14 protein-coding genes are annotated in these 15203 nt (G+C 42.4%); 10 read left to right on the plus strand and 4 right to left on the minus strand.

Features of this window, described 5'->3' with window-relative positions; genetic code table 11:
- Positions 1-209: 209 nt before the first annotated feature.
- Positions 210-1301: a hypothetical protein gene (locus BUB99_RS08590; protein ID WP_073121497.1), complete on the minus strand. Its 1092-nt coding sequence runs from the start codon at positions 1299-1301 to the stop codon at positions 210-212.
- A 481-nt stretch (positions 1302-1782) separates the two neighbouring features.
- Here BUB99_RS08590 and cmk point away from each other — a divergent pair, with 481 nt between their 5' ends.
- Positions 1783-2469 carry a (d)CMP kinase gene (gene cmk, locus BUB99_RS08595; RefSeq protein ID WP_073121501.1) on the plus strand — a complete coding sequence of 229 codons (687 nt, stop codon included), beginning with the start codon at positions 1783-1785 and terminating at the stop codon, positions 2467-2469.
- A gap of 165 nt (positions 2470-2634) precedes the next feature.
- Positions 2635-3540, plus strand: coding sequence for a 4-hydroxy-3-methylbut-2-enyl diphosphate reductase (locus BUB99_RS08600; RefSeq protein ID WP_073121504.1), 906 nt, complete (start codon positions 2635-2637; stop codon positions 3538-3540).
- A gap of 3 nt (positions 3541-3543) precedes the next feature.
- Here BUB99_RS08600 and BUB99_RS08605 read toward each other — a convergent pair whose 3' ends face one another.
- A complete protein-coding gene (locus BUB99_RS08605) occupies positions 3544-4221 on the minus strand; it encodes a hypothetical protein (protein ID WP_139280947.1) in 678 nt (225 codons plus the stop codon).
- A gap of 175 nt (positions 4222-4396) precedes the next feature.
- Here BUB99_RS08605 and BUB99_RS08610 point away from each other — a divergent pair, with 175 nt between their 5' ends.
- The 7 genes from BUB99_RS08610 (at position 4397) to BUB99_RS08640 (ending at position 11120) form a co-directional block, all read left to right on the plus strand.
- Positions 4397-5749: a Na(+)-translocating NADH-quinone reductase subunit A gene (locus tag BUB99_RS08610; RefSeq protein ID WP_073121509.1), complete on the plus strand. Its 1353-nt coding sequence runs from the start codon at positions 4397-4399 to the stop codon at positions 5747-5749.
- 8 nt (positions 5750-5757) lie between these two features.
- Positions 5758-6948 carry an NADH:ubiquinone reductase (Na(+)-transporting) subunit B gene (locus BUB99_RS08615; RefSeq protein ID WP_073121512.1) on the plus strand — a complete coding sequence of 397 codons (1191 nt, stop codon included), beginning with the start codon at positions 5758-5760 and terminating at the stop codon, positions 6946-6948.
- A complete protein-coding gene (gene nqrC, locus BUB99_RS08620; RefSeq protein WP_073121514.1) occupies positions 6935-7735 on the plus strand; it encodes an NADH:ubiquinone reductase (Na(+)-transporting) subunit C in 801 nt (266 codons plus the stop codon). Before BUB99_RS08615 ends, nqrC begins: the two co-directional genes overlap by 14 nt.
- A 42-nt stretch (positions 7736-7777) precedes the next feature.
- The gene (locus tag BUB99_RS08625; protein WP_073121517.1) at positions 7778-8455 is read left to right on the plus strand and encodes an NADH:ubiquinone reductase (Na(+)-transporting) subunit D; all 678 of its coding nucleotides are present in this window, start codon (positions 7778-7780) and stop codon (positions 8453-8455) included.
- Between the two features lie 5 nt (positions 8456-8460).
- A complete protein-coding gene (gene nqrE, locus BUB99_RS08630) occupies positions 8461-9072 on the plus strand; it encodes an NADH:ubiquinone reductase (Na(+)-transporting) subunit E (RefSeq protein WP_073121519.1) in 612 nt (203 codons plus the stop codon).
- Between the two features lie 154 nt (positions 9073-9226).
- Complete coding sequence (locus tag BUB99_RS08635) at positions 9227-9610, plus strand: BlaI/MecI/CopY family transcriptional regulator (protein ID WP_073121521.1); 384 nt, start codon at positions 9227-9229, stop codon at positions 9608-9610.
- Entirely contained in the window at positions 9591-11120 is a 1530-nt protein-coding gene (locus tag BUB99_RS08640; protein ID WP_073121523.1) for a TonB family protein, read from the plus strand. The genes BUB99_RS08635 and BUB99_RS08640 overlap by 20 nt, the downstream gene beginning before the upstream one ends.
- A 75-nt stretch (positions 11121-11195) precedes the next feature.
- On the opposite strand, the gene BUB99_RS08645 is transcribed toward BUB99_RS08640, so the two are convergent.
- Together BUB99_RS08645 and BUB99_RS08650 are read right to left on the minus strand one after the other, a co-directional pair.
- Positions 11196-12890, minus strand: a complete 1695-nt coding sequence (locus BUB99_RS08645; protein ID WP_139280948.1) for a BamA/TamA family outer membrane protein — start codon at positions 12888-12890, stop codon at positions 11196-11198.
- A gap of 283 nt (positions 12891-13173) precedes the next feature.
- Positions 13174-13797: an outer membrane beta-barrel protein gene (locus tag BUB99_RS08650; protein ID WP_073121527.1), complete on the minus strand. Its 624-nt coding sequence runs from the start codon at positions 13795-13797 to the stop codon at positions 13174-13176.
- Between the two features lie 177 nt (positions 13798-13974).
- Between BUB99_RS08650 and BUB99_RS08655 the strand changes: the two genes are divergently transcribed.
- Entirely contained in the window at positions 13975-15198 is a 1224-nt protein-coding gene (locus tag BUB99_RS08655) for a BamA/TamA family outer membrane protein (RefSeq protein ID WP_073121529.1), read from the plus strand.
- The last annotated feature ends 5 nt before the right edge of the window (positions 15199-15203 follow it).

Raw genomic sequence — 15203 nt, forward strand, 5'->3', positions numbered from 1 at the left:
AGTTTTCTAATCGACAAACATAACCCAACAGGCTATCTCTCTGAGATTAAAAACGAAAAGTTAATGGTTAATCTTCTGATATAATAATGTAGCAGGAATGTTCCTTACTTTTTTGGGACTCCCAAAAAAAATAAAAATGAATGTGCTAAAACCAAAAAGAGGAAATGCATCATGCATTTCCTCTTTTTAGTTTTATTGCCTTTAGTTAATTAATGCAAAGCCACCTCGAATATCCCTGCTAACAACTCTGACGCACCGATAAAAATACCCACACCATAAGTAATATGTTTGGCGGATAAATTCGCGATCGCAAAAGGAATACCCACAAGATTGATTAACGCAAAACCACTTGCCACGATTACTCCAGCAAACAACGTGAAGTATAGGTTAGAAGTAGCCATAATACAAATAGACCCCACAGCGAGCAATACGAAACTAATTACAATCACACGCTGAAGCCCCATCTGGACTACTTTCTTACTCAGTGCAAATGCCATAATCGCAGCGAAAGCCAATAGTCCCAATGAAAAATATGCTCCTAAGCCCTCATGATCTGGGAAGTTGAGCGCGATGTACTCTGGGTAGTACTCTACCAACACCGCCTTACCAGCACCAAGAATAAAACCTACACCGATAATCGCTACATAGGTAGAGATGCCTACTGGCTTTTGGACATTGGCTACAGCATCCTTTCTGTAATTGATGACTTTGGACGAACAGATTTTGTGGAAGAAATAACCACTCACTGAGATCAGCACACCCCCTACTATAAAAGTCAGCGTATCCCCAAAGAATCTAACCAACGCCACTACCACAGGCTCTAGCGCATAGATCAGCTCCGTCACCAAGAACAAGAATCCCACTACTACTGGGAGTTGTTTAGCTGGCGCAAATGCCTCGATCATAGAATATGCAGGACTGATAAACAGATTCATAGATATCAACCAGAGTAAAATCATATAAGGCAGAAACACCCGCATCTCGTTGGCTGGACCAGCACCGATGATAGATGCCACGATCATAAAAATCATCGCAGTAGCTCCAATACCGACTGTAAAGACGACAAAGAATTTTCCGTTTTTCTTCAAGAAATAATCAGCCGTTAACCCTGCCAACGGAGGAATAATGACCAGAACGAAAGCCTTGGCCACTACAAGAAATGAGGATAGTTCCGTAAAATTAAAATTCTCTAATACGACAGGTTGATACTCGTGATAGGCTATCCAGCTGATCACCAGCGCGACGTTCAAAGCAGCCAAGCTCAAAATCTCAGGCCACTTTACTTGATTAGTTTGTTCCATGTTTTAGTTTTTTTATTAATCTCTTGTCCTATGTACGACTATCTGTAGCTACATAGATTTTCTACCTCTTGAAATATTTCAAGTTTTATTTAAAATGCTAGTTGAAAGGGCTTAATTCTGTTTTAGAAAGGCTACTTAAATTGGTTAGTTTTTTTCAAAATATATGGCACATCAAATGATTTGACAATCAATATATTACATAGCCAAGTATAGTAAGCTAATCATAAGCTCGACCAACTGAAACTTTATGACATTCGTTTAATCCCTATATTTGTTTTATCCATTTTAAAAAAACACTGATTTGAAAGTTACAGGACGTCTATTTACACTGGTTGCGATGCTGGCTATTTTGAGCTTTAACTCATGCAAATCCTCACAATACCCTCAAGAACGAAAAGCTCGAAAAATCAAGAAAGGTAAACCAATCCCTTGCCCAGTCAAAGACTGTTGATACACCTAAATCACACAAACAATCCCACTCATGAAAAAAATCATCATTGCCATAGATGGCTACTCAGCCTGCGGCAAAAGCTCCACTGCCAAACAAGTCGCATCAAAACTCAACTATAGATATGTAGATACTGGGGCGATGTACCGGGCGGTCACGCTATATTTCATGGAAAACTATATAGACAAGACCAATCCCAAATCAGTCGAAAAGGCACTGGACAAAATAGAAATCACCTTCCACCACAACGAGCATACAGGTCAAAGCGAGACCTATCTCAATGGCCTCAATGTCGAAAAAAGAATTCGTGAGATGGAAATCTCCCAAAATGTCAGTGAAGTCAGTGCTATCAAAGCAGTCCGCATAGACCTAGTCAAGCAACAACAAAAAATGGGACGATCCAAAGGTCTAGTCATGGACGGCAGAGATATCGGCAGTGTCGTGTTCCCAGAGGCAGAGCTCAAGATATTCATGACAGCAGACTTTGATGTACGAGCAGAGCGCAGACAAAAAGAACTCTTCGACAAAGACCAACTGGTAGATCTCGATGACGTCAAGGCCAATCTCAAACAAAGAGACACCATTGATACCACACGAGCCGAGAGTCCACTGACCCGTCCCGAAGACAGCGTAGAAATCGACACCACACACATGTTCTTCGAAGAGCAAGTAGACCGCATCGTGCAACTAGCAGATAGTAGAGCTATTAAGAAGTTGTGAAAACTATCCTAATACGTTCATTCATCACAAGCGATTTTGACTAGTCTGCCTTATATACTTGTTTTTCCTCAAGAAGCACTCTCTGCCTTTACCAAATCCGTAAAACCTGTTAATAGACTAATTTTATTTGTTTTAATTTTGCAATAGCACTTAGGCAGTCGCACCATGAAAATAGAAATCGATAGCAATTCAGGATATTGTTTTGGCGTGGAGTACGCCATCGAGATGGCCGAGGACGAGCTCAATGAGAACGGCACCCTCTACTGCCTCGGTGATATCGTACACAATCACATGGAGGTCGAACGCCTAGCCGCCAAAGGACTCAAAATCATCGATCAAGAGGATATGAAAAATCTCCACGATTGTAAAGTCCTCATCCGTGCCCATGGCGAGCCGCCAGAAACCTATAGGCTAGCCATCCAAAACAACATTGAGCTCATCGATGCATCCTGTCCAGTCGTACTGAAACTCCAAAACCGAGTTAAAGGATCTTTCGACCAAATGGAAGAGATAGCAGGTCAGATCGTTATCTATGGCAAGCCTGGCCATGCAGAGGTCATCGGCCTCACAGGCCAGACCAAAGAAAAAGCCATCATTGTGATGGAAGATGAAGACTTGGAGCAAATTGATTTTTCTCGTCCCATCACCTTATACAGTCAGACAACTAAAAGCACCAAAGGCTTCTATCGCCTCAAAGCGATGATAGAAGAACGCATCGCTGCAACCAAAGGAATAGAAAACACCAGCCTAGAAGTCACCGATTTCAAAGCCAATGACAGCATCTGCCGTCAGGTCTCCAATCGCGAACCAAGCATGGAGAAGTTCTCACAAAAGCATGATGTCATCATATTCGTCAGTGGTAAAAAAAGTTCTAACGGACGAGCACTTTATGGTGTTTGCAAAAATTTCAACGAAAGGAGTTATTTCATCGGGAGCGAAGAAGAACTAGACCTAGACTGGATCAAAGCAGAAGACTCAGTCGGTATCTGCGGCGCAACCTCTACGCCCATGTGGCTCATGGAACGGGTAAAAAATTATATCGAAGCACAATTCAGTGCTGCAGCTATATAATAACTACCTCCCATTCATCACCACTCCTATAGATATCTCCAACCCCTCCAGCATCAGATTAGCATCTGAATAGTCCACGGGGCGGGTTTCTATCATGCCCCCATAGCTGCCTCCACTATAGTCACCTTTCAGAGTCATTCCAGATTGGCCAGATAGATACTCTACTTCTGTGGTGATAGAAAATTTTCGATTGACATGAAAGGCTAGTTCTACACCAGCCATCCATCCAGCGCCGAGTTTACTCTTCATGTCCACATTAGCATTGGCCACATCCCAGCCTTCATAGTCCGCAATCGCCCTATCCAGATTGCCATAGTTGAGGCGCGGACTGATGTGCCACATGCCAAACCCTCCTGCCAGCAACTGAAACGACATACGATCACCCTCTATGCCCAGTGTGAGCTGCAGTGGCACGAGCACCGACCAAAATGGTCCTGCCAGTGGCTTATCAGACTCGAAGGGAAGACCAGACATCGGTAGTCCAGGCATATTATAGAGTGAGGCTCCCGTTGCGAAACCAATCATTCCCCATTTGTATCCCAAACCCCGCACCGAAAGCGGACTAACAGGAGCAGAAAAATATCCATCTTTAGGGATGATAAAAGACATAGACACCCCCTGCCCAACAGCAGGCATGACAGAAACTAAAGCAAGTACTAGGATCAATATTTTTGGCCTCATTTTCAACACTTTTAAGCACAATTTAGGGAGGAAAAATTGATTTCAAATCAGAGCCCTTACCATTCGATTCCAGCCCTGTGAATTACTTTTATCTATAATTCTACGTATTCCCGCATTTGATCAATTTTTTGTTACTTTTGCAAAGTTTTCAAAACAAGATTTATTGCACTAAAATATGTCTCAGAATATCAAGCTTAAGAAAGGTTTTGACATCAACCTTGCTGGAAAAGCTGAAAAGAAAATCGCGGAGCTCTCTCAGCCAGAGACTTTTGCTATCAAACCCGTAGACTTTGTTGGGATGAGCCGAGCTAAATTGCTCATCAAGGAAGGAGATACTGTCAAGGCAGGATCACCGATCATGATCGACAAACTCGTGGAGGACGTCATGTACTGTTCGCCTGTCAGCGGAGAAATAGCAGAGATCGTTAGAGGAGCGAAAAGAAAAATTTTGGAAGTCCGAATCCTTGCAGATAAGGAAGTGGCCTTCGAATCTTTCGAAAAGCACACAGATGTCAGCGGTATCTCACGAGAAGCTGCCATTGATCAAATGAAAAAAGGAGGCGTATGGCCCAACATTATCCAAAGACCGTACGGCATAGTAGCCAATACGGAGGATAAGCCTAAGGCTATTTTCATCTCTGCATTTGACACGCACCCCTTGGCACCAGACCTGAACTTTACACTTCAGGAAGATGCCAAATACTATGAGGCTGGTGTAGCGATCTTGTCAAAGCTCACAGAAGGGAAAGTTCACATCAACGTCAATAAAGACAGTGCGGACTTCTTCAAAAGTGGAAAAGCGCAAATCAATACTGTTGACGGTCCACACCCAGCAGGAAACGTCGGGGTTCAGATTCACCACATTGATGCAATCAACAAAGGCGAAGTAGCCTGGACCGTATCGCCATACGGTGTAGTACAGATCGGAAAACTCTTCCTCGAAGGAAAATACGACGCATCTAAAATCATCGCATTGACTGGGTCGGAAGTAAAAGCGCCACAGTACTACAAAACCTACACAGGTGCCGCTATCAACAAGCTAGTCGATGGCACAACCAAAGAAGGTCACATCAGATACATCTCTGGTAACGTACTGACAGGAAAACAAATCAACTCTACAGGGTACATCGGGTTCTATGACAATCAAGTCACGGTAATACCAGAAGGTGACCACTACGAGTTCTTTGGTTGGATCACACCGACCACTAAGAAGTTAAGTTTTCACAGAGCCTTTGGACTTCTGTCGTTCCTAGGAGGAAAAAACAAAGAATATGTACTCGACACCAATACCAAAGGACAACACAGAGCCTTTGTACAGACAGGTGCTTTCGAAAAAGTGCTCCCAATGGACATTTTACCGACACACCTGATCAAAGCGGTACTAGCAGAAGACTATGACGACATGGAAGGCCTAGGGATATACGAAGTGATCGAAGAGGATTTGGCTCTTTGTGAATTCATCGATGTATCTAAGAATGACATCCAGTCGATCTTGAGAGAAGGAATAGATTTAGTAAAAAATAGTTAAGAGCATAGATGAAATTTATAGAAGACATTTTTGCAAAAGTTCGCCCTAACTTCGAAAAAGGAGGCAAATGGGAGAAGTTTTACTATATATACGAAGCACACGAGACCCTGTTTTTAGTCCCGAATAGCACAACTGGTGCGACTGGGGTACAGGTACGTGATGCGATCGATATGAAGAGAATGATGATGACCGTGATCATCGCCATGATACCTTGTTTACTTTTTGGTATCTGGAATGCAGGTCATCAGCACTACCTAGCGGTAGGAGAAGTAGCAGCACTAGGGGATAAGCTGTTGACAGGAGCGATACTCGTCGTGCCTATCATCGCAGTATCTTATGCAGTAGGGCTAGGCATAGAATTTACCTTCGCTACGATCAACAGACACGATGTGAATGAAGGCTTTTTGGTGACAGGGATGTTGATTCCATTGGTCATGCCAGCTTCTATTCCATTATGGCAAGTAGGGTTGGCTACAGCATTTGCCGTGATTATTGGCAAAGAAGTATTCGGCGGTACTGGGATGAACATCCTCAACGTGGCATTGACAGCAAGAGCCTTTTTGTACTTTGCGTATCCATCACAGATATCTGGTGATGTATGGTCATACATCGGAGACGGTACTGCAGTAGCAGGTTTTTCGGGAGCTACACCACTAGCAGTAGGTGCAGCGGCAGTAGAAGGTACTACACCGATGGTCGAAATGCTCAACAATAGTTGGTCTACCGGCTTATTTGATTTCTGGAATATGTTCCTCGGTATCATGCCAGGATCTATCGGAGAGACCTCTACTTTGATGTGCTTGATCGGTGCAGCGATATTGATCGGTACAGGCGTAGGTAGCTGGAAAATCATCTTCAGTGTATTTGCAGGAGCCTTTGTCATGGGAACTGTATGTAACCTAGTCGGAGCTAATGAATACATGCTACTCCCTGCACAGTACCACCTCGTAATTGGTGGTCTAGCATTCGGAGCGGTCTTTATGGCTTCTGACCCTGTGACTGCTACACAGACCGAAACAGGCAAATGGATATATGGTTTCCTCATCGGGATACTAACAGTAATCATCCGAGTATTTAACCCAGCTTACCCAGAGGGAATTATGCTGGCTATATTATTAATGAACGTATTTGCTCCACTAATCGATTATTACGTGGTAGCAGCTAACAAGAAAAGGAGGTTGAAACGTGCAACGGTCTAATTTATACATCATCATTTTCTCTGCAGTATTGACAATCATACTCGGAGGTTTGCTATCTGGAACATCAGTCGTCTTGAAGCCACTTCAGGACAAGCAAGTAGAACTAGATACAAAGAAAAAGATTTTGGGAGCCGTGATGGACATTTCTGACATCAAGGATTCAAAAGAAATCTTAGCACTATACAAGGAAAGAGTTACTTCGACCGTCGTTGATATCAATGGCGAACCAATGGAAAAAGATGCCAAAGGCAATCCATTGGTTGCGGAGAAAATCGATTTCGGTAAGAATCACAAAAAAGATCCTCAAACGAGACCATATCCTGTATTCATGTTCATGAAAGAAGGAACAGAAGAGGTAGATTCTTACATTTTACCCATGTTTGGCGCAGGTCTTTGGGACTGGATTTCAGGTTTTGTAGCTTTGGATAGTGATCTTAACACAGTCAGAGGGGTAGCTTTTGACCACAAGTCCGAAACACCTGGTCTAGGTGCTAGAATCACAACATCTGTCATTCAAAGCAGATATGTCGGCAAGAAGATCTTTGATGAGCAGGGCAACATCGCTTCTGTCTCTATGGTCAAAGGTGAAAAAGGTGAGCCACTAGATGATCACCACGTAGACGGCATGTCTGGAGCGACATTGACAGGAAAAGGTGTCAACGCCATGCTGAAACAATACTTGACTTTCTACGCTGCCTACATCGAAAAGGTGCAGTCAGGAGACAAAGCTCAGGCAGTAGCAGCACCGGTAGAAGAGGCAGCAGTCACTGAAGAGCAAAATATTTAATTGATATTTACTTGGGTCTAACCCATCAAAATAGATAAAGAAATGAGTACAGAAACTTTGGAACAACCGATCGTCAAGGAGCCATCGGAACCTTTACTTTCCAAAAGAAGAAAGAAATTCATTACTGACCCGCTGAACGATGACAACCCGATCACCATACAGGTATTGGGGATCTGTTCTGCACTGGCCGTCACAGTCAAGATGCAGCCAACACTCGTCATGTCCATCGCGGTAGTGTTCGTAATCGTATTTTCTAACCTCATCATTTCGATGATGAGAAATATCATTCCAGGTCGAATCAGGATCATCGTACAGTTAGCGATCGTTGCTACGCTCGTGACACTGGTAAGTGAATTCCTCAAAGCCTATCTCTTTGATATGTACAAGGTACTGGGTGCTTTCGTAGGACTGATCATTACCAACTGTATCGTCATGGGACGTCTAGAAGCATTCGCCATGGCCAACAAAGCCTACGACTCTGTACTAGACGGGCTAGGTAGTGGTTTTGGTTATGCGTGGATCATCTTGACGGTAGCGTTCTTTAGAGAACTATTCGGGTCAGGGTCAGTGTTTGACTTTCCAGTATACGGAACTATCGAAAACCTCACTGGTTTCGCCATCCCTACCAATGGATTGATGGTCGATTCGATTGGCGCATTTATGGTGTTGGGTATCATCATTTGGATACAAAGAACTAAAAACGGATACGTAGAACATTAAGAGACATGGAAGCAATTAATATATTCATAAAAAGCGCATTTATTGACAACATGGTCTTCGCATACTTCTTAGGTATGTGTTCGTTCCTCGCTGTGTCAAAGAAAGTATCTACCGCACTGGGTCTAGGTGCAGCCGTGATTTTCGTATTGACAATCACCGTGCCGATCAACTGGCTACTACAAGAGTATGTATTGAAAGAAGGTGCACTAGCTTGGCTAGGTAGTAGCTTCGAGACGATAGATCTGAGTTTCTTGACTTTCATCATGTTCATCGCGATTATCGCTGCGATGGTACAGTTGGTTGAGATGATTATCGAAAAAGTATCTCCTTCATTGTATGGATCACTGGGTATCTTCTTGCCCCTGATCGCAGTGAACTGTGCGATCCTCGGAGCATCACTCTTTATGGTTCAGAGAGACTATACAATTGTCGAGGCTACAGCTTATGGCTCTGGCTCTGGGTTCGGGTGGTTCTTAGCGATCATTGCGCTAGCAGCTATTAGAGAAAAACTGAAGTACAGCAACGTACCAAACGGACTGAAAGGTCTCGGGATCACCATGATCCTCACAGGTCTCATGGGTATCGCCTTCAAATCCTTTATCGGTATCGTACTGTAAGTACAAAAGATAAGCATGATTACAGAACCTCAGTCGGATGGCTGAGGTTTTTTTGTGTCTATAAATTTGTATAACTAAGCTTTTAGTTTTACCTTCATTCTGCCGTTGAGACACATCGGCATTTTTTAAACCCCATATAACTAAACAATTAGTTATGAAAGAACTTACTAAGGCCGAACAACAGGTCATGCAAATACTTTGGGATTTAGACCAAGGATTTGTACACGACATCATCGAGAAAATACCCGAGCCAAAACCCGCCTACAACACAATCTCCACTATTGTAAGAATTTTGGTCAAAAAAGATTTTGTGGGTTTCACAGCTCACGGCAAAACACATGAGTACTATCCCAAAATTTCAAAAACTGATTACAGCAAACAATTTCTACAGACCTTCATAGGCGGGTACTTTGGCGGTTCTTTCAAAAACCTAGTTTCATTCTTTGCCAAAGAAGAAAACATGGATATCGATGATCTAGATGCACTCATGACACACGTGAAACAAAACATAGCAAAAGATGAAAATAGCACTGATTAACTATCTGCTTGAGGCCAATTTCATACTGATTACCACAGGTATCATATACTATGTCTTCCTTCACAAGGAACACAGTTTTCAGCTGAAACGAGTATACATTCTTATGAGCACCTTAGCTGCATGGGGCTTACCATTCGTTCGGCTCAACTACGACAATAATACAGAACCAGCACTAGCTGATACAATACCTATTCTGCACCTGCCTCCTATACAGATAGGAGAATCACAACACATAGTAAATTCAATAAGCTCAATCGATGTAGGACTTTCACTCTATGTTATCGTTAGTTGTATTACGCTAGGAGCATTTCTTTATCAATTGCTTAAAATCATTCAACTTTCATTCCATGCCAAACGGCTAAACGAATACCCCAATTCAGCAGTTTTCATGACCGAATTGCATCCGTCCTTTTCATTCTTTCGGTTGATATTCATAAACAAAAGTGAAGTAGAAGATTCAAATGACAAACACCAAATCATAGCGCACGAAAAAGTACATAGCCAACAATGGCACAGCCTCGACATGATGATACTCTATCTAACTAGAGCAGTGTTTTGGTTCAACCCAATCATATGGCTGTACAAAAATTCCCAGCAAGAAACCCACGAATATCTCGTGGATCAAGAAATAATAAAACGTGAAGACAAATCAAGCTACCAACAACTATTGGCTCAGATGACCATTCGAACCATATATGCTAGTGGTAACTACTTCGCAAAGAGTCAAACTATAAAACGAATAAACATGATGAATGAAAAACTAAAAAAGACCCATTGGTTAAAAACCAGTACTGCCATCGCAGGTTTTACGCTACTAAGTCTGATGGTTGCCTGTAACGACGACTTAATAAACGTAGTAGATTCTGCCGAAATGGTAGCTGATATTCCAGAAAACGCGCAAATGGAACTGGACAGACTCAGAGCTGAATATCCAGATCAAAAATTTAATTACATCCAAGTCGACGCGCCTTCAAAAAGTATAGATATGGATCAAATAGGAATTGACCCCAACACCGTACAATGGATGGATGTCAATAAAAATGAAAACAAAGTTGGACTAATACTAGTCGCCAATGATGATTTTGCACAATTGGTAGAGCACAAAAAAGTAGCTGATGATGTATTCGATATCGTAGAAGACCAGCCAACCCCATCAGGAGGAATGAAAGCATTCTACGAATACATCGGCATAAATCTGAAATACCCTATCGCAGCTAGAGAAGCAGGAGTAGAAGGCATAGTATTCGTCCAGTTCGTTATTGATACTGAAGGAAATGTAACTGAAGCCAAAGTTGTGAAAGGTATTGGAAGTGGCTGTGATGCAGAAGCGCTGAGAGTTATTCGAAACAGCCCCAAGTGGAAACCAGGAATGCAAAGAGGAAAAGCAGTCAACGTAAGAATGATTTTGCCTATTACGTATTCATTAGGAAATCCTGCAACAGAAGAAAGTCTAGATATTAAAGTGGAGAAAATAGATGAAAATGTAGAAGTAGACGAAAGGAAAAAATAAAATTTTACCTCGTATAACTAAATAATTAGTTCAGGTTTCAATCACGGGTTGAAACCTGAACTTCACCACAAACCATTACCTAAACTCTATTAATTCTGGCCCCTCCAAATCAAAATCCCTAAAACTCAACCTATTGTTGGTTGAGAGTTCATACCAGCTAGAATTCGCATTGAGGGGGAGATTAGGGTAATACCCCAAACGCATAGTGATTGTAGAAATCGCCAGGTTGTCATTGCTAAAAGTCAACCCTACACCCACACCGGCATATACGTCAGTATCAAAAAAATCATTGACTGAATTACCTACCATGGTCGCTTCTCCATAAATCAAAGCAGCCATACGAAAACTGAGAACATTAAAAGGGGTGAACATCAACGCTTCATACTTGACATTTAACTTACTCGTACCTTTCAGATAAAACCCTGAGACGTTTCTAATCCCTAACTCATTTTGTCCCCGGATATAAATATCCTCTGAGGGATTAATCGCTTGTGAATAAGCAATATCCACAAACTGCCGTAGACGAAACGAGCCCACCCGCTGTAGAGAAGTGAAATAATCGAAGTTCGCATTGAAAGCCCCGTCTTCAATATGGTTACCATCCAAAAATGCTCCTAAGGAAAACTTGCTATTCAGATACCCAAACCCATGAATATAACCCCCTCGACTGTAATTACCGCCTACAAAAAATCTATCTACAAACTCTCTACGCTGAAATCCTACCACCAAACTAACAGCCGCTCCGGACGGAATATCTTCCGTACGACCGTAGTTAATTACATATTTATCCTTGTAGTAGTTCCGTGAGGACAAGCCCACCTGCATCAGATAATTATAGCGATCTTGAAAAATATAATTGCTATCCGTACTTACAAAAGGCTTGTCATAAAAGTCCTGCATATCCAAGCCAGCAGACACGACAAAGTTCGTACTATTAGAAAATCCTAACCCTCCTAATCTAAAATCTACGGGTATAGCATGTCCAAGCCACAGCATCGCACGGTTAACACTGAAGTGAAAAGTCTCTGTAAAATCAGCTATAGGGTCATACCTATAGTCACCATAAATGAATTTACTAAGCTCCATACCTCCTGCATATCTAATGTTCTGCGTCAAGAAACCTCGATAGCCCGTAACACCAAATCCCTGCTTTCTAAAATGATACGACCAATCAAAGCCTATATCAATATACGTCGCAAAGAGGTTGTTGATATCATAGTAGATTTCACTCCCTCCATCAGATATATAATTATACTCCAGCTTATGCCCTAAGCCAGCGATGTTGACATTGCTCAGCCCCACCAAAGCCCCATTGCCATTATTAGGACGTATCGCCAGAGCAAATGGGAATACATCTCGCGTGACAACATGTACCTCCACACTATCCTCACCATAGACAGGGTTCAACATGATACGAGAGGCTCTAATAAAACGCCTAGAACGAAGCAAACGCTCCGAATCTACCAATGCCTGTGCATTGATATAATCCCCTTCCTTAAAAGTCAACATACTCCGAATCACCCATTTTTGGGTATGGATATGGGTTTTGTTGATGAGATTAGTATACTTGTCAACTTTATTCCTCGTGGTATCGTTAAAACTCGACCCGAAGATATTGATGTGCTTGAATTTAAGAGGTGAAATAACCTTATCCTCATAGGCTAAGAAGCGAAATTCACTCATTCCGTCATCGTATTGTCCGCTTTTTCCATCCTTAGGGTTGACAAAAAGAGCGTCATAAACCATACTAGACATCTTAGATCGTGACATCTTAGTCTCTATAGAATCATAGAAAACCTTGGAACGGTCAAGATCTTTTTTTCGAATATAATAATCTGTAGTATCCCAAATCGGAATTATTGTATCACGACGGATATAAAACACCTCGTCCCCCATGAACAAAAAGCGATCAGCTTTGATCTTTACAGAGTCTACGTCATCTCTAGCTGATGATTTTATAATTTGAGCATAGGCGGGAGTCATGCTCCATAAACAGCAAGAGAAAACCACCAATCTCCAAAAAATGACCCTCCTACTCACACAGTTCCTCTGATTACTTCTCTAACCTAAAAATGATACCTCCACTAAACTCCCCATGCACAATAGGCACTGCAAACGATGAACCACCACCACAACCAGAGCCCGAAGCACAATAGATGCCCACTCCATCGAATAACAAAGGCATAAACATTCTAGCTTGCATTTTAAAACCTATTTTCTCTGTTGGAAAAATTTTCACTCCAGCTCCAAGTCCCATCGAAAAAAACACCCGTGTCTCATAGCCCTGCTCCTGCGGCGCATAGCTCGTGAGACCGAGACCAAACACCCCATAAGGACGAATAACTTCATCGCCACCCAATGACTTTTCCACGCCAATATGAAAGTTTTCCATTTTGAGCGTGAGGTTATGATAGGGATATAGAATCGCATCGTAATCCACTGTCTCCGAGTCCGCAGAACTATTAGTGTACAAAAACTGCACTTGGGTACCATTCCCCATATCATAGCCCAAGGTTAGACCCCAGACTCCTGTATTTTTAACGTCCACCTCTCCGCGGTAATATTCAGCTTTGCCGCTGAGCATATACCCTCCATAGCCTGAAAACTCAATCGCTTGAGCGTGAATAAATAAAGGTGTTAACAGAACCCCAATCAAGGCAATCATTGATTTCATCATAATTCTTCTTTTAGGTAAGTGATTGTATAAACTTAATAAATATCTGTGTTTCGAATCCCTATACCCTGACTAGATTATAGGACATGTTTTACAAAATAATGAGTAAGTTAAATCCAGAAACGCTAAAGCCTGTAATCTTCAACCTTGATTAACTTAAATTACACTAAAATAAGATTCATGCGTATCCTATATACACTATTCCTATTGTTGACGATGACCACTGTGCTTCATGCCAGCGATGGCGACAGCACAACTACGAAGAAAGATCGAAAACTCTCCATCATCCCATTGCCAGCAATCGCATCTAACCCGACCAATGGCTGGATGTTCGGCTTAGCACCAGGGGCTAGCTGGTATATGGGAGACCCCGAGACAACACACATCTCCTCAGGGCTAGGGACGATAATCTATACCACCAAAAAACAATGGATCATCACCGCCAAAACCAATATGTTCTTAGCCAACGACAGTTGGAATCTGCTCGGTGACTGGCGCTATTTTATCACCTCGCAACCTACCTATGGTCTCGGTACAGGTCCTCAGTCTGCCAAACCAACCAATCCTGGAAGTATTACCTACGACCCAAGCCTATTTAGCAGCCCTATACCAGACGAACAAATGATGGATTTTCACTATTTAAGAATTCACGAAACAGTCCTCAAACGGTATCAAAGCACTCGTTTCTATTTTGGTCTCGGTTATCACCTCGATATGCATGCACAGATAGAAGATAGGCTTCTAGATCTTGATAGTATACCTCCTGTGATTACCAGTCACTATGCTTATAGTCGTTCCAAAGATTTCTCTCCAGAAAAATATACTACTTCAGGCATCAGTCTCAATACCCTCTACGACAGTCGTGACAATGCGATCAACCCCTATCATGGTCGGTATGCCTTCGTCAACCTTCGCGTCAATCCAGCGTTTTTAGGAAGCGATCAGTCCTCCAGCCTACTCTGGATGGAGTATCGTGACTATTTTAACCTGAGTCAAAAAAGACCCAGACACATGATCGCCGTATGGACGTATGGCTGGTTCGTGACCTCTGGCAATGTACCCTATCTCGATCTCCCAGCAGTCGGCTGGGACCAGTTTGGCCGATCGGGACGAGCTTACACTCAGGGACGTTTTAGAGGTGAAGATCTCGTCTACGGCGAGATAGAATACCGAGTGCCCCTACAGCGAAACAAAGAAACTTTTGGAGCCGTCGTATTTGTCAACACCACTACGGCAAGCTATCGAGATGGTGATATATCGTTGTTCGAATATTTAGATTTCGGGTTCGGTACAGGTCTACGTGTCATGATTAATAAAAAATCACGCGCCAACTTAAATCTAGATATAGCCTGGGGAGAAGGGGGTGCGTCTGGTTTTTATTTCGGGATAAATGAAGCATTTTAGAAACT

This window comes from Reichenbachiella agariperforans (assembly GCF_900142205.1).
GTDB lineage: Bacteria > Bacteroidota > Bacteroidia > Cytophagales > Cyclobacteriaceae > Reichenbachiella > Reichenbachiella agariperforans.